The organism is Agarivorans sp. OAG1 (assembly GCF_037076485.1).
Classification (GTDB): domain Bacteria; phylum Pseudomonadota; class Gammaproteobacteria; order Enterobacterales; family Celerinatantimonadaceae; genus Agarivorans; species Agarivorans albus.
The window spans coordinates 734,057-754,177 of record NZ_AP028990.1; the positions used below are offsets into that span (position 1 = coordinate 734,057).

15 protein-coding genes are annotated in these 20,121 nt (G+C 44.2%); 10 read left to right on the top strand and 5 right to left on the bottom strand.

Features of this window, described 5'->3' with window-relative positions:
• Positions 1-16: 16 nt before the first annotated feature.
• Both OAG1_RS03470 and OAG1_RS03475 read left to right on the top strand, forming a co-directional pair.
• Entirely contained in the window at positions 17-595 is a 579-nt protein-coding gene (locus tag OAG1_RS03470) for a YceI family protein (protein WP_338623974.1), read from the top strand.
• 336 nt (positions 596-931) lie between these two features.
• Positions 932-1,267 (top strand): DUF3634 family protein, encoded by a 336-nt coding sequence (locus tag OAG1_RS03475; RefSeq protein ID WP_016403508.1) that lies wholly within the window; start codon positions 932-934, stop codon positions 1,265-1,267.
• 44 nt (positions 1,268-1,311) lie between these two features.
• On the opposite strand, the gene OAG1_RS03480 is transcribed toward OAG1_RS03475, so the two are convergent.
• Complete coding sequence (locus OAG1_RS03480; protein ID WP_152784182.1) at positions 1,312-2,316, bottom strand: hypothetical protein; 1,005 nt, start codon at positions 2,314-2,316, stop codon at positions 1,312-1,314.
• 11 nt (positions 2,317-2,327) lie between these two features.
• Positions 2,328-3,425, bottom strand: coding sequence for a glycosyltransferase family 4 protein (locus OAG1_RS03485; RefSeq protein ID WP_338623977.1), 1,098 nt, complete (start codon positions 3,423-3,425; stop codon positions 2,328-2,330).
• 149 nt (positions 3,426-3,574) lie between these two features.
• Here OAG1_RS03485 and OAG1_RS03490 point away from each other — a divergent pair, with 149 nt between their 5' ends.
• Complete coding sequence (locus OAG1_RS03490; RefSeq protein WP_338623979.1) at positions 3,575-4,630, top strand: glycosyltransferase family 4 protein; 1,056 nt, start codon at positions 3,575-3,577, stop codon at positions 4,628-4,630.
• 352 nt (positions 4,631-4,982) lie between these two features.
• Here the strand turns inward: OAG1_RS03490 and OAG1_RS03495 are convergent, their stop codons facing one another.
• Positions 4,983-5,888 (bottom strand): LysR substrate-binding domain-containing protein, encoded by a 906-nt coding sequence (locus OAG1_RS03495; protein ID WP_016403401.1) that lies wholly within the window; start codon positions 5,886-5,888, stop codon positions 4,983-4,985.
• A 188-nt stretch (positions 5,889-6,076) separates the two neighbouring features.
• Here OAG1_RS03495 and focA point away from each other — a divergent pair, with 188 nt between their 5' ends.
• The 6 genes from focA to OAG1_RS03525 all read left to right on the top strand — a co-directional run bounded on the left by focA (position 6,077) and on the right by OAG1_RS03525 (position 15,369).
• Complete coding sequence (gene focA, locus OAG1_RS03500; RefSeq protein ID WP_338623982.1) at positions 6,077-7,600, top strand: formate transporter FocA; 1,524 nt, start codon at positions 6,077-6,079, stop codon at positions 7,598-7,600.
• Positions 7,601-8,581: 981 nt separating this feature from the next.
• Positions 8,582-11,029, top strand: coding sequence for an EAL domain-containing protein (locus OAG1_RS03505; RefSeq protein WP_338623984.1), 2,448 nt, complete (start codon positions 8,582-8,584; stop codon positions 11,027-11,029).
• Between the two features lie 106 nt (positions 11,030-11,135).
• Positions 11,136-11,549: an alternative ribosome rescue aminoacyl-tRNA hydrolase ArfB gene (arfB, locus tag OAG1_RS03510; protein WP_338623986.1), complete on the top strand. Its 414-nt coding sequence runs from the start codon at positions 11,136-11,138 to the stop codon at positions 11,547-11,549.
• 152 nt (positions 11,550-11,701) lie between these two features.
• Positions 11,702-12,688 (top strand): carbohydrate kinase, encoded by a 987-nt coding sequence (locus OAG1_RS03515; protein ID WP_338623988.1) that lies wholly within the window; start codon positions 11,702-11,704, stop codon positions 12,686-12,688.
• 2 nt (positions 12,689-12,690) lie between these two features.
• Positions 12,691-13,875 carry an AGE family epimerase/isomerase gene (locus OAG1_RS03520; protein WP_338623991.1) on the top strand — a complete coding sequence of 395 codons (1,185 nt, stop codon included), beginning with the start codon at positions 12,691-12,693 and terminating at the stop codon, positions 13,873-13,875.
• A gap of 222 nt (positions 13,876-14,097) precedes the next feature.
• Complete coding sequence (locus OAG1_RS03525; protein ID WP_338623993.1) at positions 14,098-15,369, top strand: sodium:proton antiporter; 1,272 nt, start codon at positions 14,098-14,100, stop codon at positions 15,367-15,369.
• A 25-nt stretch (positions 15,370-15,394) separates the two neighbouring features.
• Here OAG1_RS03525 and OAG1_RS03530 read toward each other — a convergent pair whose 3' ends face one another.
• Positions 15,395-16,123 carry a transporter substrate-binding domain-containing protein gene (locus OAG1_RS03530; RefSeq protein WP_338623995.1) on the bottom strand — a complete coding sequence of 243 codons (729 nt, stop codon included), beginning with the start codon at positions 16,121-16,123 and terminating at the stop codon, positions 15,395-15,397.
• A gap of 204 nt (positions 16,124-16,327) precedes the next feature.
• Here OAG1_RS03530 and OAG1_RS03535 point away from each other — a divergent pair, with 204 nt between their 5' ends.
• A complete protein-coding gene (locus OAG1_RS03535) occupies positions 16,328-18,091 on the top strand; it encodes a phospholipase D-like domain-containing protein (RefSeq protein WP_338623997.1) in 1,764 nt (587 codons plus the stop codon).
• A gap of 44 nt (positions 18,092-18,135) precedes the next feature.
• Here the strand turns inward: OAG1_RS03535 and OAG1_RS03540 are convergent, their stop codons facing one another.
• Positions 18,136-20,028 carry a RimK/LysX family protein gene (locus OAG1_RS03540; RefSeq protein WP_338623999.1) on the bottom strand — a complete coding sequence of 631 codons (1,893 nt, stop codon included), beginning with the start codon at positions 20,026-20,028 and terminating at the stop codon, positions 18,136-18,138.
• Positions 20,029-20,121: the final 93 nt, after the last annotated feature.

Genomic DNA, 20,121 nt, shown 5'->3' on the forward strand with positions numbered 1-20,121 from the left:
CCTAAAGGGACAGACAATGAAAACACAACTTAAAGCCGCATTATTGTTAGCCAGTACTATGGGCTTAACCTTACCGGCTAGCGCTGCCGATTACACCATTGATACTCGCGGTGCACATGCTTCAATTAACTTTAAAGTTAACCATTTAGGTTACAGCTTTGTAGTAGGCCGCTTTGATACCTTTAGTGGTGACTTTAGTTACGACCAAGCGGCGCCAGAGGCGACTACCGTTAGCGTTAAAATTGATGCTACTTCGGTGAACTCTAATCACGCTGAGCGTGACAAGCACATTCGCAGTAAAGACTTCCTAGCGGTAGACCAATACCCAGAGGCAAGCTTTACAAGCAACAAATATGAAGCGAATGGTGACGAAGGTGGCAAGCTTTATGGTCAGCTTACGCTGCGTGGCGTGACGAAAGACATCGTGATTGATGTGACTAAAGTGGGTGAAGGTAAAGACCCATGGGGCGGTTATCGTGCTGGCTTTGTTGGCTCAACAGAATTAGTGATGAAAGACTTTGGTATTCCTACCAACCTTGGTCCTAAATCTACTACCGTAGCAATGGACTTAGTGATCGAAGGTATTAAGAAGTAAGTTTAAGGTTCTCGCTGTCAGCTATGGCAGCGAGTCTTTTCCTCCCGCCTATTTTTCACTCTTAATGAGCTGGTTTTCTGTACGTTTAACTTATTTATCTAGTTAACTATTGTTCGCTTTTGTCAAATTATTGAAAATGTTTTCAAGTTGTTGTTTGTAAACATTTTGTTGATCAAGCTATCAAAACAAGCATAAATTACTGATTGCTATCAAAATTTTGAACTTAAACCTAGTCAAGCGAAGCGCATAATATTACCCTTGTTGAGTTTATTCACTTCAAGGCTCAATAACGCCTTGATTTTACTCGGCTAGCAACTAAACACAGGGAGTGTTCGTTTGACTATCAGCATAGTGATTGGCTTTATTGCTTTAGCAGTTTTGGTGTACCGTTTGAGGCATATTCATTACACCTTTGTGTGTGAATTGCGTTCCGGAAAAGTCACCGTGGTTAAAGGTCATGTGCCAAGTTCATTCGTTCACGATTGTCGTCAAATGATGCGCGGCCGCAAGGTTGTTGGCTTGGTTAAAGGTATTAACAGTGACGGAAAAATGAAGCTGCGCTTTTCTTCTTCTATTGCTCAGTCTGACCAAATCTATTTGGAAAAACAATTTCCTCATAAACTGTATGACAGCAAATCTTCGGATATAAACGGTAGTGTCTCTTTAGACTAAGAATTTACAAAAAAGAAAAAAGCCCGGTGTATGCCGGGCTTTTTTTATTTGGCTTTAGAAAACATACTGAGTGGAGCGGGGGAGGCTTTTTGCTCCACTCCTTTGATGGGATCCCACACAGGCTTTATATACGAGCGAAGCTTAGCGGCAATACGCACTGCCATATTTGCCCCATTCACCGGAACGTATAACCAACGGGCAAATAAAAATACCTTACGTCTAAATACCCATAAGTACATCGCTTGTTCGGAATAGAAGCGGTATCCCCAGCGCTGTTCAAAAAGGCGCGAGGAGGCTTCGGTATATTTGGGGTGCCAACGGAAGAAGAAGAACTTCATGTCGTACCAAGCCATTCTGGTGCCTAGATTATCAAAAATAATGATTGATTCAGGCTGAGTGACAATTTTGTAAGCCTTTTGACGAAGTTGAATGCCTATATCGATGTGTTCGCGAATCACCATATCTGGCAGTTCAATGTCTTTTAAGGCTTTAGTGCTAAACAGCACGCCATGTAGCTCGAACATTTCACTTTCTTGGATACCTTGAGGAAGCTCCTCAGGTAATGAGCGGCGAAAAGACTTATGTTCAATAAGGTAATCTTCACCTTGATAATCAATGGTATGAACTGCATTTGTGAATAGGTGATTACGTAACTCCGCGCCTTTATCAACACCTTCTTTCTCGAGTGTTACCGGGTTTACCACCGCAATTTGTGGATCGCTGTTGGCTATCTCTAATAGCGGTGGAAGCCAATTGGCCGTTACGTTTGAGTCATTATCAAGAAACATTACGTATTCTGTTTCGATAAGAGGTCTCACTTTTTGCATTGCTTGAATTGGCGAGATTAAACCATAGCTAAGCAGTTCGGCATTATGGTGTTGAGCTAGCTCTTTTTCGATTTTTTGCTTAAGTGAAGACGGATAATCTAAGTCGATGACTTTTAGCTCAAAGCGTTGTTCGGTGCATAGGTATAAATTGCGAATACAATTAATAATGCCTGAGTAACGGTCTCGCGGGGTAATTACAACGGTTATCGAGTTCTTGTCCATGCTGCTCTCGCTTAAGCTTCCTTGAGAAGTTGGTTAAAAATACCTAAATAATTATTAATCATATGCTGGGTATCGAACTGTGAGCGAACACGCTGCTCCGCTGCCTCACCAAGTTTTTCGCGCAATGCTTCAGAATCAATTAGTTTAGAAATGGTGGCTGCTAATTGTTCTGGCTTTGCCGCCGGTACTAAAAAGCCGGTTTCACCATCTATTACAATATCGGGGATGCCGCCAACCTGAGTTGCTACTACAGGAGTATGGCGCAAGCCCGCTTCGATAAATACTAGACCAAAGGCTTCTTCTAACGAAGGTTGCACAAAAATGTCTGCAGCCTCCATCCATTCAGCAGTGTTGTTAATTTGCCCAAGGAAATGCACCCGTTCTTGCAGCCCTAATTTATCGCGATAGCGTAGCAGCGCTTTGCTCTCTTTTTTAGAGCCACTACCCGCTATAAATAACTGGCAGTTCTGCTGCTGTGGCAACAGCTTAAATGCCTTCAGCGTATCTTGATGGCCTTTAATTCGCCCTAAGTGACCGGCACTAAACAAAATAATCTGATTTTCGGGAAGCTGCAGGTTTTTGCGCGCTTGAGCAGGTTGCAAAGGAGCAATTTGGGTATCGACTCCCGCATGATTCGCTAAGCAGCGTTGTTCGCTTAAACCCAGGTTTTGCATAAGCAACTGCCTGCGTTGCTCGGAAACTGCAACAAAGCAGTTGGCTAAGCGCCTTAAAATGCGATTTATTCGATTTTCTTGGTAGTAGCGTAAAATTGAACGATGAAAAGTAAGTACAGTAGGCACATTGCACACTTTGGCTGCCAAACCTGCCCAAATCATACTGCGGTCGCAGTGGCAATGAACTAAGTTAATTCGGTGTTTTTTAATCAATCTGACTAAGTTGTAAAAAATACAAGGGCCGTCAAAGGCCTTAGTATGCAGCACTTCTAGCTGGTCGGGTTGTTGATCGCTACTGTGAGGCGTTTTAAAACTTACCGGCAGCACAAACACACCGTTGTCTCTTAATCCAGCTACGGTGGTAATGAATCTAACTGTGCGACCGCCTCGCTCGAGGCTTTGTACCACCTCAAGTACTCGCAATGAAGAATCCATTCTGTTAAACCCTTTGATAAAAATTAACAAATTCTTTGAGTTAGAGAGTGATCCTTCACCCCTAACTGGCTTATCATAATGCCACTAAGGATAGTCAAATAAGTAATGATATTGTGAATAGCGCGTTAAGTAAAAAGATATCTCATGTTGTGAGTAGTTTACAGGTGGGAGGAGCAGAACGCTTTGTTATTGATTTATGTGTAGAACAGCGTGCTCAGGGAATGGAGCCTGAAATTATATCCCTGGGGCATCATGATGACCCTCTTGTGGCGGTTGCTGAAGAGCTTAATATTAAAGTGACGGTAATACGCGGCATGAAAGGCCTTGTGCAATTGCGCTTGTGGCAAGCTTATCGGCGTCACCCAATTATTCACATGCATTCTCCTTCTGCAGTTATGTTGTCCCTACCTATCTTGCCTTTTTGTTTAGAGCGTAAAATTGTTTATACCCGCCATGGTGCAGCGCGATTAGCGACTAATCGTTGGCGTAAAGTGCACCGCTTTGCCCGCCGATTTATCGACAGCATTTGTTTTGTTTCGGAAGAGGGTCAGCAAATCTTTCACGAAGAGCACGGTTGGGAGCATGTAGATTCTTCGGTAATTGATAACGGTATTGCGATGCCGGAGGAGAAAGATATTGTTCCTCATCCGCAAGATGGGCGTTTGCGTATTGGCTCAGTTGGGCGCTTAGTAAGCCTTAAACACCAAATTAGTTTGCTTGAAGCAATCCGCTTATTGCCTAGTGATATACAACAAAAGGTTGAAGTGCACTTTTTTGGCACCGGCGACCAGTTGGCTCCGCTGCAAGAGTTTACCCAACAGCATTTGGCTAATGCCGAAGTTGTTTTCCATGGCATGGTAAGCGATCGCAGCAAAATCTATAACTGTTTCGAATTGCTGGCGATGACGTCAAGAACCGAAGGTATGTCTTTGGCCATTATGGAGGCATTGGCCTACAAGCGGGCAGTGGTTGCCAGCAAGGTGGGCGGAAATGGAGTGCTGGTGCAAGAGCAGCAAAATGGTTGGTTATTCGATTTTGATGATAGCCAAAAGCTGGCAGAGATCATCCAAACTGCACTCGCTGAACCGCAGCGACTCATTGAATTTGGCCGCGCAGGGCGGCAACGGGTTTTGGACGAATTTTCTTTGCAGCGCACCCAGCAGCAATATCAGAAGATTTATGAGGATTTTGGTACTAGCGTATAGCATTGGCTAATTTAAGCTATTGGCCTAACTCGATACTATTGTTATTGGTGTTTTTCTAGCAACTGGCTCTGTTGGCCAATGGCTAGGCAAGCTATTTGGTGAGGGCGCGCTTAGCGCCTTTTTTATTTTGCGGATTACCCATAAGCAAAATACTGCAGTAGCGAGCAGTGATAAAGCCACGGCCAGCGATTCCCATTGGTTTAGGCTCTCAGAGCTGGAAACTGTATTTGCTATGGCACTGCTGCTAAGTAAGCTAGATAAAAGACATAAGCGATTCATAAAGCACCTAGATTAAATGATAATCATTATCATTTAATCTAGGTGCTTTTGTTTTTATATGCAAGCCTTTTAGTTACATATCGCGATGGTGGACTTTGAACATGCGCTTCGCTTCAGTAATCACTAAGTCGCGAAGTGGGTTTTCCGGGGTGTCGTTACGCCATACAAATGATAAAGACCGTTCAATGTTTAGCTCAGGTACGTTTAGCCTAACCAGCTCACCTAACTCTAGAGCTTTTATTACGTCTAGGTAAGGCAGGCAGCTTAAATAGCTATTGTTGGCCACTAAGGAACGCAGCACCGGCACGTGCTCGTATTCCCGGTGAACCTTTAGCGAGTCAATGGTGCCTTGAATAGCGCTATCAAATACTCTTCGGGTGCCTGCTCCTTGCTCGCGCAGTACCCAACGAGCCTGCTCAAGCTGGGCAATACTCACTCGCTCTAATTTTGCATAAGGGTGGTGGGCGGCGGCAACAATCACCAAGTGGTCGTTACACCATACTTGGTGGGCAATTCGGTCATCGTCACAGCGTCCTTCAATCACTCCTAACTGGTAATCGTAGTTAATTAAGCCGTTAATCACTTCAGCGGTATTTTCTACGGAAAAGCTAATGCGTAGCTGAGGGAAGTTATTATCAATATTACTGATGAGATCCGGGATTAAGTGTTCAGCCGCGGTTTGGCTAGCGCAAAGCTGCAGTTCGCCACTTACTAGCTGCTGTTCGGCAAACCCTTCTTCAATTTGCATGGCGTCTAACAGTAACTGTTTGGCCTTTGGCCGCAGCCACAGGCCCCACTGGCTGAGCACCATCCGCTTGCCACGCCTATCAAACAGTGGTTTTCCTAATAGTTTTTCAAGTTGAGCCAACGACATGCTCGCGGCAGATTGAGTGAGCGCGAGCTTGTCGGCGGCTGCACTTACGCTGCCGTGGGTTGCAACGGCTTCAAATACGGTAAGTTGCTTTAAAGAATAGCGCATCGCTTACTCCAGAAATGTTTTTAAGAGGCTTTATTAGCTGCTAAGTATAGTAAACATAGGTGCTATAAGAAGTTTTGATATAGCTCATAAAAATTATCCGCTTACCAGCCCAATGCTTTCTCGATATTGTAATAACACGTTCAGTCATTAGCGACTCTAGTTGCTTGTTATTACAGGTTTTAGTGTAGATGAATCATATTCAAGTGGAGCGATTGCCAGCTCCTACAGTAGTAAGCAGTGAAAAGCCTAAAGAGAGCCTTTCATCCGCCGCGCTAAGCCCCGATCAAATGACCCAGTTTGCCGAGCAGTATGCTTATAAAAAGGCAACTAATACTACTGCTAAAACCTTGAGTTTAGCGCTTAGTGCTGGCGTGTTTATTGGTTTAGCTTTTGTTTTTTACATCACGGTAACTACTGGATCTTCAGGAGTGGGCTGGGGAGTTAGTCGCCTACTTGGTGGCTTGGCTTTTAGCTTAGGTTTAGTGATGTTGGTGGTATGTGGCGGTGAGCTATTCACTAGTAGCGTGTTGTCAATTATTCCGCGGGCCAATGGGCAGCTTAATACACGCGCCATGCTAGCCAACTGGAGCAAAGTATACCTAGGAAACTTTGTTGGCGCCTTACTGCTAGTACTGGTGGTGAGTGGTGCAAAGCTTTACCAGCTAGATCACGGTCAGTGGGGGCTTAATGCTTTATCTATAGCGCAACACAAATTGGAACATAGCTTTATGCAAGCGGTGATGCTGGGCATGTTATGTAACTTATTGGTGTGCTTAGCCGTATGGATGACCTTTAGCGCTAAAACCAGTGCCGCTAAAGCTGCCTTGGTGATATTGCCTGTCGCCATGTTTGTTAGCACCGGCTTCGAACACGTAGTGGCAAACATGTTCATGGTGCCACTCGGCATTGCAATTAAAGCCTGGGCTGAACCTAGCTTTTGGGCACAAGTTGGCGTTCAAGCTAGTGCATTTGATCACCTAACTTGGGCAAATTTTGCCTCACACAATTTAATACCAGTCACTATCGGCAACATTATTGGCGGCGCAGTGATTGTAGGCTTGGGTTACTGGTCGGTATATAGCCGCGGTAGTCAGCTTGAGCCTGTACGTCCTAAATTTTCTGTTTTATCAAATCAATATTCTGGTCCTGTTGGAGAACCTACTATGCAAAACTTAAAAACAATTACAGTCGCTGACATCATGTCTCCTGCCGACAATGCACTTAGCCCTGACATGACCATTGCAAGTGCTTGTGACGCGCTGGTAGCTCAAGAGTTATCTGGAGCGGTTGTGGTAAACGAAAACAACGAGCTACAAGGCTTTGTTTCAGAGTTAGAAATCTTAAGAAAACTGTGGCTAGAAGATTACAGCAAACCAAGTACAACAACCGTAGCAAGCATTATGCAAAAGGATATTATGACCGTGGCACCTAATCACAACTTATTAAAATTAGCTGAGTACATGAGTGTTGATGTTGCCCAAGTTTACCCAGTATCTGAGTCAGGTGTTTTGCTAAGCTCTACTCACCAACCTTTAGAAGAGCGTCTACGTAACAGTAGTGTTTACCGTCCTAAGATTTTCCCAGTAGTAGATAGTGGCAAACTCGTTGGTGTGGTTACACGTCACCAAGTACTTAAAGCCCTACGCCCAGCTTTAGGAGCCCCGGTAAAGTTAGAAGAGCCACAAGCTGAGGTGGCTGAATCAGTCGCGTAAGCTATATTGGTAGGCTAGTGATGCTAGCTTGATATAAATTACTCTTATGAGCAGCTGCCCTTACGCAGCTGCTTTTTTATGGACGGAAATCAACAAATCTAGCTTTTAGAACAAGCTTTAATCATCATTTTACAAATAGTTAAAGCAACTACAGTCCTATACTCATGCTGCTTTGCTCGTAGAGCCTACTTCTTTAACTATCTTTTACAAACTGAGTTATCACTTACCTAGCTAACAAGTAAGACCTTAAAACTGAATTTGCTATTTTCCAATAGAGGTAACTAAGGAATAGAAGCTATTTTTAGTAAAAACAATGGCTTAACTGGATTTTGGCTAGCCGGTAAAGCTTGCTTTGGCGAGCTTTGTGGCGACATCAGTGTTCGCTAGGTAGGCTGATTGTTTCGATTGTGCTGCCAGTATGGAGCTATTTATATTGGTATCATAAAAAATGATGATGTATCTAACTTTTTGTTTTTGTGAGAATTATTTTCTATTGCTAAGGGTTAGGCTCTTGGCTTAAGTATTCTCATGTTTGATTGAAGCAGTGTTTGAGCAAGTGCTGGTTTGCCCTAAGGGCTGCTATTGCGGTTTAGCTTAGCCCCCAAAAGGCTTTGTTAAGCAATGAATGGGGGGAATTTGGCTGAATGTAAGCCGTTTTAAAATACTTAGCTTGGTTTCAATTAGCTAATAAACGCACTTTGGTTAAGCTTTCGATATGTATCAGATTTATTGATTCATATGTAGGGTGCTATTTGAGGTGCTTGATGCCACATAGCTGCGAATAGTTTTAACCAAATTTTATCTGCAAAAGACTAAATAAGTGCCTTAAACCTTTGGGCTGTGAGCTACTTAAGTTGAGCATAAATACATAGCGCTAAAAGTGCTTGCTCAATTAAGCGTTGTTTTTGCAAAAATTAACTCATATATGGATGAATATCATGTAAAATCGGCGTTTGTTTTTTTAACATATCTGGCTCAAGGATGAATCGGCGGATCTCTCTACGTTATATTTTGTTTGTTATCTGCATGTTTGCGGCTTTGCTGCCGACCTTAATGGTTAGCTCTTGGGTTCAGCATCAAGTTCAACAAAATGAAACCGCCACAGTGCATGAAAAGCACTTACTTATCGCGCGCAATCTAAGTACTGCACTGGCTCGTTATGCCAACGATACAGCAGCTATTTTTAGCAGTGCTAACCAGCAAATCAGTCTTGAACATTTTCATAATGACTTATCACCACTACTTAAAGAAATAAACTTATACGCTTTGTTTGAGTGGCAGCAAGGGCGAGGCCAACGCTTCTATTATGGCGAATCAACCTTAAGCATTTTCAACAGTGTGCCAGCGCAGGTTCAAGTGGCTATGGAGCAAGCTCGAGCAAACAAAAACCAAGTGTATTTTAGTGGGGTAGTGGTAGAAGGGGTGCCTCAGCCGACCATCTTTTTAGCCGTTTACCAAGGCCAAGATCGTTTCTTGATGGGCGCTTTGGGCACCCAATACCTACTAGAAAGTCAGTCTGAAGTGCGATTTGGTGAGCTAGGACATGTGGCTATTTTTGATCAATACGGGCGAGTTTTAGCGCACCCTAACGAGCAGTGGAGTATTCGAGCGAAAGATCTTTCTGGCTTAGCGCCAGTTGTGTTGATGCGCGATAACAACTTTGGTGTGAGCGAGTTTTATTCACCCGCATTGCAAGCCGACATGATCGCTGGTTATGCCAAGGTCGAAAATACTGGCTGGGGGATTATTGTTCCTCAACCCCTCACCGAGCTTCAGGCCTACTCGTTAAAACTGCAGCGCTATGCATTTTTTGTCAGCCTGCTTTGTGTATTTGTGGTGGGCGTAATTAGCTGGTATTTGGCCTGTATGATTGTGCGGCCAATTAGCCAAGTGGTAGATACTGCCCAAGGTATTTCTCATGGTGAAATGGGCAAGTTTGTAAACCCTAAACGTTGGTTTATACCGGTTGAGATTGCCGCATTGATTGCCAAATTTAATGCCATGGCTGGTGAGGTTTATACCAGCAGGACCTTGTTGGAACAGCGGGTTAAACAGCGCACTGCGGCACTGAGTAAAGAAGTGGCGGTGCGTAAAAAGGCCGAAGAACAAGTATGGCAGCAGGCAAACTTTGACCCACTTACCGGCTTACCTAATCGGCGTATGCTCAATCGGCTTCTTAGTGATGCCTTAGCCACGCGTTTAGAAACCGAACGTGTGAGTTTAATGCTGTTGGATTTAGACCAATTTAAAGGCATTAACGATACTCTGGGTCACGACATGGGCGATATGTTGCTGCAAATTGCTGCTCAGCGTATTCAGCATTGTATATTGCAAGGTGAACATGTCGCCCGCTTAGGTGGTGACGAGTTTATTATCTTGCTCAAAGAATCCGGTGACGGTAGCAGGGTAGCGGAATTGGGTGATGCGGTACTTAAGACCTTGAGCACACCGTTCCAGCTGGGCATTGAGCGGGTGTATATTTCAACCAGCATCGGTGTGGCGTTTTCGCCAAATGATGGCGAGAAAATTGATGACCTTCTAAAACATGCCGACCAAGCAATGTATGTGGCCAAACAAGAAGGGCGTAACCGTTTAAGTTACTTCACTGCATCCTTGCAGGAGCAGGCTCAAGTTCGCCGTTTGTTAGCAAACGATTTACGCCAAGCGGTCGCTAAAAAGCAGCTGCATTTACACTACCAACCCATTGTGGACTTGAATACCGGTGAGCTGCTTAAGGCAGAAGTCCTAGTACGCTGGTTACACCCTAGCCAAGGCTGGATTAGCCCTAGTGACTTTATTCATGTCGCTGAAGAAACTGGAGTGGTAGTAGAAATCGGCAATTGGGTATTTAGCACCGCGGTTGCTCAACTAAAAGCCTGGAAAGAACGCGGCTTAAGTCCAATTCAACTAAGTATCAATACCTCTCCCAAACAATACTATGAAGCTGAGTGCGATGTTAATCAGTGGCTAAATGAATTGGCGGAAGCGGGTTTATCTAGCGCCGATGTTGTAATGGAAATTACCGAAGGTTTGCTGATGGAAAACAGCCCTGTAGTGAATGAAAAGCTATTAGCCTTTAGCAAGGCTGGCGTTGAGGTAGCCTTAGACGACTTTGGTACCGGTTATTCTTCACTGGCTTACCTGCAAAAATTTGATATTGAATATCTCAAGATTGATCGCATGTTCATTCATAACCTTGAGCAAGACGGTGATGACTTAATTGTGTGTAAAGCGATTGTGGTGATGGCGCATAAACTGGGCATTCATGTTATTGCAGAAGGTATTGAAACAGAGCACCAAGCTAACTTACTGCGTGAAGCCGGATGTGATTTTGCCCAAGGTTACTGGTTTGCTAAGCCCTTGCCTCATGAAGAGTTTGAACTCATGCTTAGTGAAAGCTCGGCTTGTTTGCTGCCACAAAAGCGTTAATAGCCGTTCAACATTTGGTGGCCATTAAGGCTTGAGACTTTGGTATTGCCCTTTACGGCAGTTTGTTACAATGACCACTTCTAGGCGCACAGGCTACTAATAAATTATGCTGGAAATATCTAATACCGTTAGTTTAGGTGAATGGGAAATTGAGCTTAGCGCGATTCGCGCTCAAGGTGCTGGCGGGCAAAACGTAAATAAAGTCTCTAGCGCGGTACATTTGCGCTTTGATATTCCCCATTCAAGCTTGCCTGCATTTTATAAAGAACGCTTGCTTAAACTCAACGATCAGCGCATAAGCAAAGACGGTGTATTAATCATTAAGGCGCAAAGTCATCGTACTCAAGAACGTAATAAAGAAGATGCCTTACAACGTTTAAAAGAGTTGATCCTAAGCGCGGGGGTTGTACAAAAAAAACGCCGTCCCACCAAGGCTACTTATGGCTCTCAGCGTCGCCGCATGGATAAAAAAACGCAGCGTGGCCAAACCAAGCAGCTACGTGGGAAAATTTCTTACTAAACGCGCATTTCTGCTATTTCATTTCTTGAGTTTTTTCAGCTCGTGACCTCGCTCGGAAAATCTTGGGAAACAGCCACAATCTTTTCCTTAGCGGCTGACGTCTGCAGTTTTTATGTGTAACGTTATCTAGCCATTCTTATCGAGGACACACTATGCCGCGCTTACTCGCTTTTGGTGAAGTATTGGTGGATTGGATCCCTTTGGAGTTTCAACGCCAAGGTAAAATAGATATTCCTATTTATGGGCAATATCCTGGTGGCGCGCCAGCCAATGTAGCAGTGGCCGTTGCAGGCTTAGGCCATCAAGCCTTAATGCTAGGGCAAGTGGGAGACGATGCCGCAGGCCACTACCTGCGAGATTGCCTAGTACGCCAAGCGGTAAATTGTGACTACCTGTTAAGCAGCAAACTCTACGCCACTCCTATGGCCTTTGTGAGTTTGGACGCAGAAGGGGAGCGCAGCTTTAGCTTTCAACGCAGTGAGACTGCAGATCTAAAAGTGCGCCTAAATGATTTCCCACAACAGGTACTAGAAGAGGAGGGTATTTTACATGTTTGCTCTAATACCCTTACCGAAAATGACATCGCAGAAACTACCTCTAATATTTTGTCTGCAGCTAAACAAGCTGGTTTGCTTATAAGCTTTGATGTGAATATACGCTTGCCGCTTTGGGCAAGCACCGAGCAACTTTTTCAGCGGGTGATAGATACGGCCGCGGCTAGCGATATGCTTAAGCTCAGTCAAGAAGAGTGGGATTACCTTAGTAAACTTGGCCAGGTAGATGATTTAGCAGCATTTCTTTTTGAGCGAGGGGTAAGCCTTATCCTGTTAACCGATGGTGCCGAAGATGTGCAGCTCCTAACGGCTAATTGGCAGACAAGCCTTGTTACACCCAAGGTTACTGTGGTTGATACCACCGGGGCTGGGGATGCCTTTACCGGGGCTTGGCTGGCTTCACTTATGCAGCAAAACATTTGTAAGCAGGAGTCGTTAGCACAGGCCATTGAATCACAAATTCCACTGCTAGATGCCTTACAAGCGGCAGTGGTCGCAGGGGCGCTAGCCGTTACCAAACGCGGTGCATGGAGCGCCTTACCCAGCGCTGCAGACATTCACGCATTCATTCAAAGCAAGGAGTAGTCATGCTTCCGGTTTTTCGTAGTTCTCAGTTTTTAGAGCAGCATGTAAGTGCGCTTAGTCAGTTTTATCAGCAGCATGCCATTGACCCGCAAGGCGGATATTTTCAAGCCATTGCCGCTAATGGGGAAGCCGAAGAAAAAGGCCTTAAGCAGTTGGTGAGCTCAACACGACTCGCTTACATATTCGCCCATGTTGGTTTATTGGATAATAATACCGAGTATTTGCAGCTGGCAGAACATGGCTTTAAGTTTGTTGAGCAACAGCATTTTGACTCACAACGCCAAGCTTACAATTGGGTACTTGATGGTGATAGCCCAATAGATAAAAGTAACCTTTGTTATGGTTTGGCATTTGTAGTGCTGATGTACTCAGCCGCCGTGAAGCTGGGACGAGCAGGTGCCAAACAACAGTTAGCCGCTACCTTTGATTTGATGGAACAGCGCTTTTGGCAAGCTGAATGGGGCTTGTACGCCGATGAAGCCAGTGCCGATTGGCGCGAATTAAGCGATTATCGTGGCCAAAATGCCAATATGCATGCTTGTGAAGCGATGATTGCTGCGTATGAGGCTACTCAAGAACAGCGTTATTTGCATCGCGCTATCACGATTGCACAAAACATTTGTTTACGCCAAGGCTACACCACAGACGGTTTGATTTGGGAGCACTATCAAGCAGATTGGCAGGTGGATTGGGACTTTAATCGCGACGATCCTAAAAACCTTTATCGCCCTTGGGGCTTCCAGCCTGGCCACCAAACCGAGTGGGCAAAATTGTTGGTGATGTTATCTCGTCATCATAAGGCTGGGTGGTTACTCCCTTGTGCAGAGAAACTGTTTGGCTTTGCCATGGAGAAAGCCTGGGATCACCAATATGGTGGCTTATATTACGGCATAGCCCCAGACGGCAGTGTTTGTGATGATGAAAAATACTTTTGGGTTCAAGCTGAATCTTTTGCCGCCGCCGCGCTGTTAGCAACAGCAACCGGCAAGCAGGAGTATTGGAGCGCTTATGACAGCCTGTGGAAGTATAGCTGGCAGTTTTTCTGCGAGGCTCAACATAAGCCTTGGTGGCGAGTATTAAGTAGAGAGGGGCAGGTACAAGATCCTCTTGTTGCAAGGCCCGGAGCAAAGATTGACTACCACACCATAGGCGCTTGCTTAGAAGTACTACGTGCCATGCAAGCTTAACCCTAGGCAATCCGCTCAAACTTCAATAGCCAACACCCTTTGGTTGGCTATTGGCATTCACCTCTGGATATTTTCATTTCTCGAAATATTGCTTCGTCTGTTAGAGCTTTTGTTTGCGTAGCTGCGCATGGGGAAACCGTTGCTCGTTTAGTAGCGGTGTTGCCTATACTAAAGGCACATCTTCTTGGCAGTACTCACTGCTCCGCTAAAGGGACTTAAGTCTTGGAAACCTATTACAGTCTTTGTTACTTGGCTGCCTTGGCTATGCTGATTGCTTATATCAATAGCCGAGTGGGGTCGGTGCAATCAACCATTACTATAACCGCTGCTTCTATTGTCCTGTCTTTGATAATGATTTTGCTGGGAGAAACTGGTGTACTAAAAAGCTTTCCGCAGCTTATAGCGTCTATTAATGCGATTAACTTTCAGAACCTGTTGCTGCATGGCATGTTGGGATTTCTGCTATTTGCTGGTGGCTTGGGCATAAACTTAAAACACTTAGCGAGCCAAGGCGTGGAGATTGCTGTTTTGGCGCTATTTTCAACCTTGTTATCGAGTTTCTTAGTGGCTGGCTTGTTGTGGTACTTATTGCCTTACATCGGTTTACCCTTGGATTTTATTTATTGTTTGTTGTTTGGCGCGCTTATTTCGCCCACCGATCCCATCGCAGTGCTGGCTATTGTGAAGAAAATGCATGCGCCTCAGCAAATCGCGATTCAGGTGGAGGGTGAGTCCTTGTTTAACGATGGCTTTGGTTTAGTGATGTTTGTGTCGGTATTTGGCATTGCCTTCTCCCATGAAGCCTTGAGTGTTCCCGCTATATCTTGGCTGTTTTTGCAAGAAGCGGGTGGCGGCATAATTTATGGTTTTGTTTTGGGTTTAGTTGCCAATTATTTAATTAAACATACCGACGATGATTCATTGGAGCTCTTGGTGAGTTTGGCTATTCCCACTGCTGGCTTTGTATTTGCTGAGCAATTGGGCGTGTCTGGCGCCTTAGCAATGGTTGTGGCGGGCATCTATATTGGCAATATCACCCGCGAGCAGCATTTTACTCAAGCCAGCAAACAAAGCTTTGACCACCTATGGCATGTACTCGAAGAGTTCTTGAATAACCTATTGTTTTTGATGATTGGCTTAGTGTTGATCAGCTTTGTTTTTCATCTAGAAGATTTGTGGTTAATGCTATTGGCCATCCCTTTGGTATTGCTAAGCCGTTTAGTGAGCGTTGCCCTTCCTTATTTAGGTTTTTCACTGTTTAAAAAGTACAACCCCATGTCACTACCAATTTTAACCTGGGGCGGATTACGTGGTGGTTTGGCTTTGGCTATGGCCATGTCTGTGCCTGCAGGCGTAATGGTATTACCGGAAAAGAACATTGATGTACGTGAGATGATTTTGGTGATGACCTATGCAGTAGTGGTTTTTTCTATATTGGTACAAGGAGCTAGCATTGTTCCTTTGATCAATAAGTCTAAATCTTATGAGCCTTAAGTGGCGCAGCATTTATTGCTGTTGCTTACTGTGGGGCTAAGTAACGCTGTTTGGTTTTTTCAACAAAACCTTCGTCGTGTAAAAGTTGGATCTGGATGGCGATTTGCTGAACCAGCTTAACATCGGTATTTTTGGAAGCGGCTAAAAATAACAAGTTAGTGACAACGGGATCGCCAATAATGAGTGGCTGCTCGGGAAATTGCTGGTTCCAATACCAAATAGACTCGGGTGTGCCATTAAACCAAGCATCAATGCGGCCTAGTTGCAGCATCTTGGCGGTGCTTGGCCCTATTTTAAGTTCGACTATTTGGCTATCTAAAAAATTTTTGTTTTTAAGTATTTGAGCTTGAGCCGAACCTAAACCCACCCCTACCTTGTTAAGTGTTTTTTTGGCTTGTTGGTAGTCATTAATACGCAGCTTAGTGGTGGCAAAGCTACGCTCTAAATCCATTATATAAGCTACCCAAGTAAAGTGCTCTTCGCGGCTAGGTAGCAAAGCCAGAGGCATGATAAATATGTTTTCGCCTTCGCGGGTAATCCGTTGGGCACGTTTCCAGGGGACTTCTTGCAGTAAAACTTGGTGTCCTAAGCGGGTGAATGCTTCGATAACCACATCTCCTACTATGCCAGCTTGTTTCGCATCAAGCATGGTTAGTGGAGGGGCATCGATGCTGTAAACAGTATAGGTAGCGGCCTGCAGGCTGTGGCTTTGCAAGATTTTAAACAATAGCAACAATGCCAGCATAAGGCGCATTAATTGGTGTCTCTCAAGATTAAAAAATGTTCTTATAAAAATAGCCTATGCTTTTAAAAACAGCGAGTTATTAAGGCTCTATGTATTCTTTAAAGCGATGAAGCTGCCAGTGCTAAGTTGCCTGACTAGGGTATAATCTTGCTAAGCGAGTTAACGCGGCTTTTGCTAGCTAAATTGAAGTTTTGATACAACAGGATGTTGCTAATGACTAAAAAGGGATGTTTGGTACTTGTAGCACTTATGCTGCAGGCCTGCTCGGCTCAAATTACCGCTCCAGGTTATGCGATTGAAGACTCGTGGACAAGCCAACAACTAGAAGATAGGCGCTGGCGTGCAGCAGATGAGCTAGAAAAAGACTATTTAAAACTCGCCTCAGAATCTGAGTTACCTAGCCAACCGGCAACAGTGAAAGTTGTTGGCTCCACGACCGAAGAGGCCATTCAAAGTTTAGCCATTAAAATCCACCTGATTGAACAAGCGCAGCATAGTGTAGACCTTGCTTACTACATATTTACTCCTGATCTTTCTGGCGATGCCATTTTAGGAGCGCTATGTGAGGCCGTAAAGCGCGGTGTTGATGTGCGCATTATGGTCGACAGTTTGGGCTCGCTAAGTATGGAACATGGCGATCTAAAAGGCCTGATTGAGTGTGCTAAAAGTGCTGGTTTTGTAAAGGCCCGCAATGGTGAAGTTACCATCAATCGAGCACGTGTTCAGGCGGTAGTGTTTAATGCTCTTACCCAGTTTGGTTCAGATGCAAATCGTCGTTCTCATGACAAACTACTCATTGCTGATGGTGCTTATCCAGATAAAGCTTGGGTAATGACCGGTGGCCGTAATGTGTCGTTGCATTACTACGGTTTAGACCATCATGGTGAGCTTGACCCTAATGCTTTTAAAGATTTAGAAGTGCTTATTCGTCCGTTAGCCGACGCCCATATAAAGAATTCTCCTGCACAACTAAGCGAGTATTATTACTCGGTGCTGTTCTCAAAGCCTGGCAATAAACGGCTATCAATTACATTTCCTTATAGCGCGAGGATGCAGCAGTCTTTAGATTCGCTAGCAGAGCTTAAAGGGAACGTCGAGTTTGCGGCGGCCTACCAAACCATCGACCAATATTTACAGGAAGGATTCTCTCCGGTTGATACTCGTTTTGCTCATGAACTTGATAACTTAAGCTCAACGGATTTAGTGAGCAACTACAGTAGCAACAAAAAGGCTAATGCTAATTCAATTAGTGGTATCTTGGCGCGCGCAGCATACGGTGATAATGACTTAACGACTATTCGTGTAGTGTCCCCCTACCTGTTTTTGCAGTCTGATCTGTTGAAAGATGAAGGGGTGTTAGAAGAAGATGTAAATACGGCCTTAGAGTGGCTGAATAAAGATCCTGAGCGCAAAATTGAAATCATTACTAACTCGGTTCTAAGTAGTGATAATTTCTTCACTCAAGCTGTGATTGATATGCACACTGTGCCGTCTATTTTAATGAGTGAAGAGATGCGCCAAACCTGGTTAGAGTCTGATTTAGATTTACACGAAAATAATCCAGAGTTTATCGCCTCGGCAGAATGGCAAGCCTTAGTTAATCACCCTCGAATTTTCTTTTATCAATTAGGTAAACCTGATGCGGTGTCTTTGGGGGGCGATACTTATTACGGCAAATTGCATGCGAAGTTTATTGTAGTTGATGAGTCAGCTTTTGTAGGAACCACCAACCTTGATTTCCGTTCGTTACTTTACAATAACGAAGTGGGCTTTTTCTTCCAGGGCGAAGAATTGATAGAGCGTTTAAATCAAGAGTTTGAGCTACTTAAGTCGCAGTCTTCTCGTTGGGGAAGTAGTGAATGGCTTGAAATTCGCCAGAAGCTACGAGACCAAGGTGGAATGAAAGGAACCACCACCAAAGGCCAGCGAGGTATTTATAAAACCTTGGATAAAACTGGCCTCAAGTATCAGTTTTAGTTGAAACAAAAAAACGGCCCCAAGGGCCGTTTTTAATCTGCAAATTATGGCTGTTTGGTAAGAATAAAACGGCCGTCGCTGCTTACTACAAAGCCATTACGTAAGTAGTTCTTACCTAAAATCATGCTATAGCTAAAGTTCTCTCGGTTTTGCAAGTTAACCCGTACTGTCTCTGTTACGTTTCCTAGTTTAACTTCCATCATTACAACCGGACGAGAGTTGGCTTTTTCGCCTACTCGCGCCTTAATGGTCATTTCGTCAACCACTTCTCGGGTGAACTCCTGCTCTAAACCGTCGCTATTGCGATAGGTGAACGTCACCATGGGTTTGCCATTTTTTTCAAAGCGTTTTATTTGCTCAGCATGCATCGAACTGACATCTGCACCGGTATCCAGTTTTACTGAAATCGATAAGTCTTCTACTTTGGCTTGTTCTACATAACCAGCGCGAATTACCGCTCTTTTATCAAAAATATTGTTGGTACGTGTATTCACCCATACCGGGCCATCAGCAAAACTCTCGCCGATGAGCAGCTCTTCAGGATCGTCTTTACTGGCTAGCTCTAGTGCAATGTCAGTTTGGTAGTTTTTGCCTGCTAGGGCAATTTTGGGAGTGATCACTGGGCGAGTAACTTCACCAACAACAATGTTACGGTCAATGGGCTGTTCAAATACATAAACCTTGTTGTAGATGTCAGTGGCTGAAAACGCTGCTATTGGTTTATTTTGCTCGCTTCGTTCTAGCGTTTTTAAGCTTTTCACCCTCATTAGAGAAGTATTAACAGCAAAAGAGGGTTCGGCTTTAAAAGTAACATCATCAATGGTGATCCGCTCTTCTGGGCTCATCATTAAAGGTGGCTTATTTGCAAAGTCCATGGCAGATTTAAGCGCTTTGTCAGCTAAAAACTCAGCACTTAAATCAATGAGGAAGTACTGGTTTAGTGCTTCGGTACCAAGACGCAGCTGAGTAGAGCGTTTAGAACGATCACGCAGCAATAACTCTATATGTTTTAGTTCTTGGCCAATACTAATAGGCATGTTCACCATTGGATGATGTTTATCGCCAATTTTCAACATTTTAAGTAGTGGTAGCGTATAAGCTTTGGATTTATTGTTTTTGCTTATTGCCTCAAAACTCACCTGCATCTTGTCTTTATCTACCTTTATACTCGCGGCATTTAGGCTGGTGCGTCGATTAGCCAAAGATACACTTATTGCTAAAGGAAGGTCGTCTAAATAGGCGGTTTCTTTATTGCTGATGATTTTTGCTTCAGGTTCTTGCTGCAAGTAGTCATAACTCGAGTCCACCCAAGCTTGCTCTCGCAAAAAGGTTTTGCCAATTAAGATGGGGTAGGAGAAGGCGCTGCGATCGGTAAGGTTTACCGCTGTGTTTACCGTAATATCACCCGACGACAAAGCAAGCTCAACTACTGGGCGGTAGAGTATGCCGTGGTCTCCGCGCCCTTGAATACCACTGAGCCTAGCAAGTGGTCGCTCTAAAGTAATTGCTTCACCAGTATACGGGTGAATTAAATCAAACTTTACTGTGGCATTGATATTGCGCTCAGGCGTATCAAAACTGTCTAGCCACCATTCGCTATCTGGATCGCCAAAGCTTTCTGCGATACTTTTAAGTAAGGCTTCGCCTTCTAAATCGGCAAATTTGGGGTTGCTACTTTGAATGCTAATGTTAAGTGCGTGAATCGAGGTGGTATCGGCACCTGTGTCAATTTTAGCGGGTACTCCCACTCCCTTGAGTGAGTCAACATTAGCATAGTAAATGAACTCGATTCGACCCATTACCAGTTTGTTGTCTAGATGGTAATGCGGTCCATTATTGTAGAAAGGACTTTGTTCTAGAGAGGTAGCTAAGCTGTGAGATTGAGTGGCGAATATACACAGCAAAGAGATGAGAGTTCTGGAAATAAATTTCATCATTGGCCTTTCTTTCAATAAAGTTATATTTGTTATAGCACTTAATGTCTTTAATCATAGCGCCATGTAGCAAATAAAGTGAGTTTTTTTAATAAG

Coding starts and splice junctions, on each gene's coding strand:
- OAG1_RS03470 (WP_338623974.1), top strand. CDS start 17: ATGAAAACACAACTTAAAGCCGCATTATTGTTAGCCAGTACTATGGGC.
- OAG1_RS03480 (WP_152784182.1), bottom strand. CDS start 2,316: ATGGACAAGAACTCGATAACCGTTGTAATTACCCCGCGAGACCGTTAC.
- OAG1_RS03485 (WP_338623977.1), bottom strand. CDS start 3,425: ATGGATTCTTCATTGCGAGTACTTGAGGTGGTACAAAGCCTCGAGCGA.
- OAG1_RS03495 (WP_016403401.1), bottom strand. CDS start 5,888: ATGCGCTATTCTTTAAAGCAACTTACCGTATTTGAAGCCGTTGCAACC.
- focA (WP_338623982.1), top strand. CDS start 6,077: ATGAATCATATTCAAGTGGAGCGATTGCCAGCTCCTACAGTAGTAAGC.
- OAG1_RS03505 (WP_338623984.1), top strand. CDS start 8,582: ATGAATCGGCGGATCTCTCTACGTTATATTTTGTTTGTTATCTGCATG.
- arfB (WP_338623986.1), top strand. CDS start 11,136: ATGCTGGAAATATCTAATACCGTTAGTTTAGGTGAATGGGAAATTGAG.
- OAG1_RS03515 (WP_338623988.1), top strand. CDS start 11,702: ATGCCGCGCTTACTCGCTTTTGGTGAAGTATTGGTGGATTGGATCCCT.
- OAG1_RS03520 (WP_338623991.1), top strand. CDS start 12,691: ATGCTTCCGGTTTTTCGTAGTTCTCAGTTTTTAGAGCAGCATGTAAGT.
- OAG1_RS03530 (WP_338623995.1), bottom strand. CDS start 16,123: ATGCGCCTTATGCTGGCATTGTTGCTATTGTTTAAAATCTTGCAAAGC.
- OAG1_RS03535 (WP_338623997.1), top strand. CDS start 16,328: ATGACTAAAAAGGGATGTTTGGTACTTGTAGCACTTATGCTGCAGGCC.
- OAG1_RS03540 (WP_338623999.1), bottom strand. CDS start 20,028: ATGATGAAATTTATTTCCAGAACTCTCATCTCTTTGCTGTGTATATTC.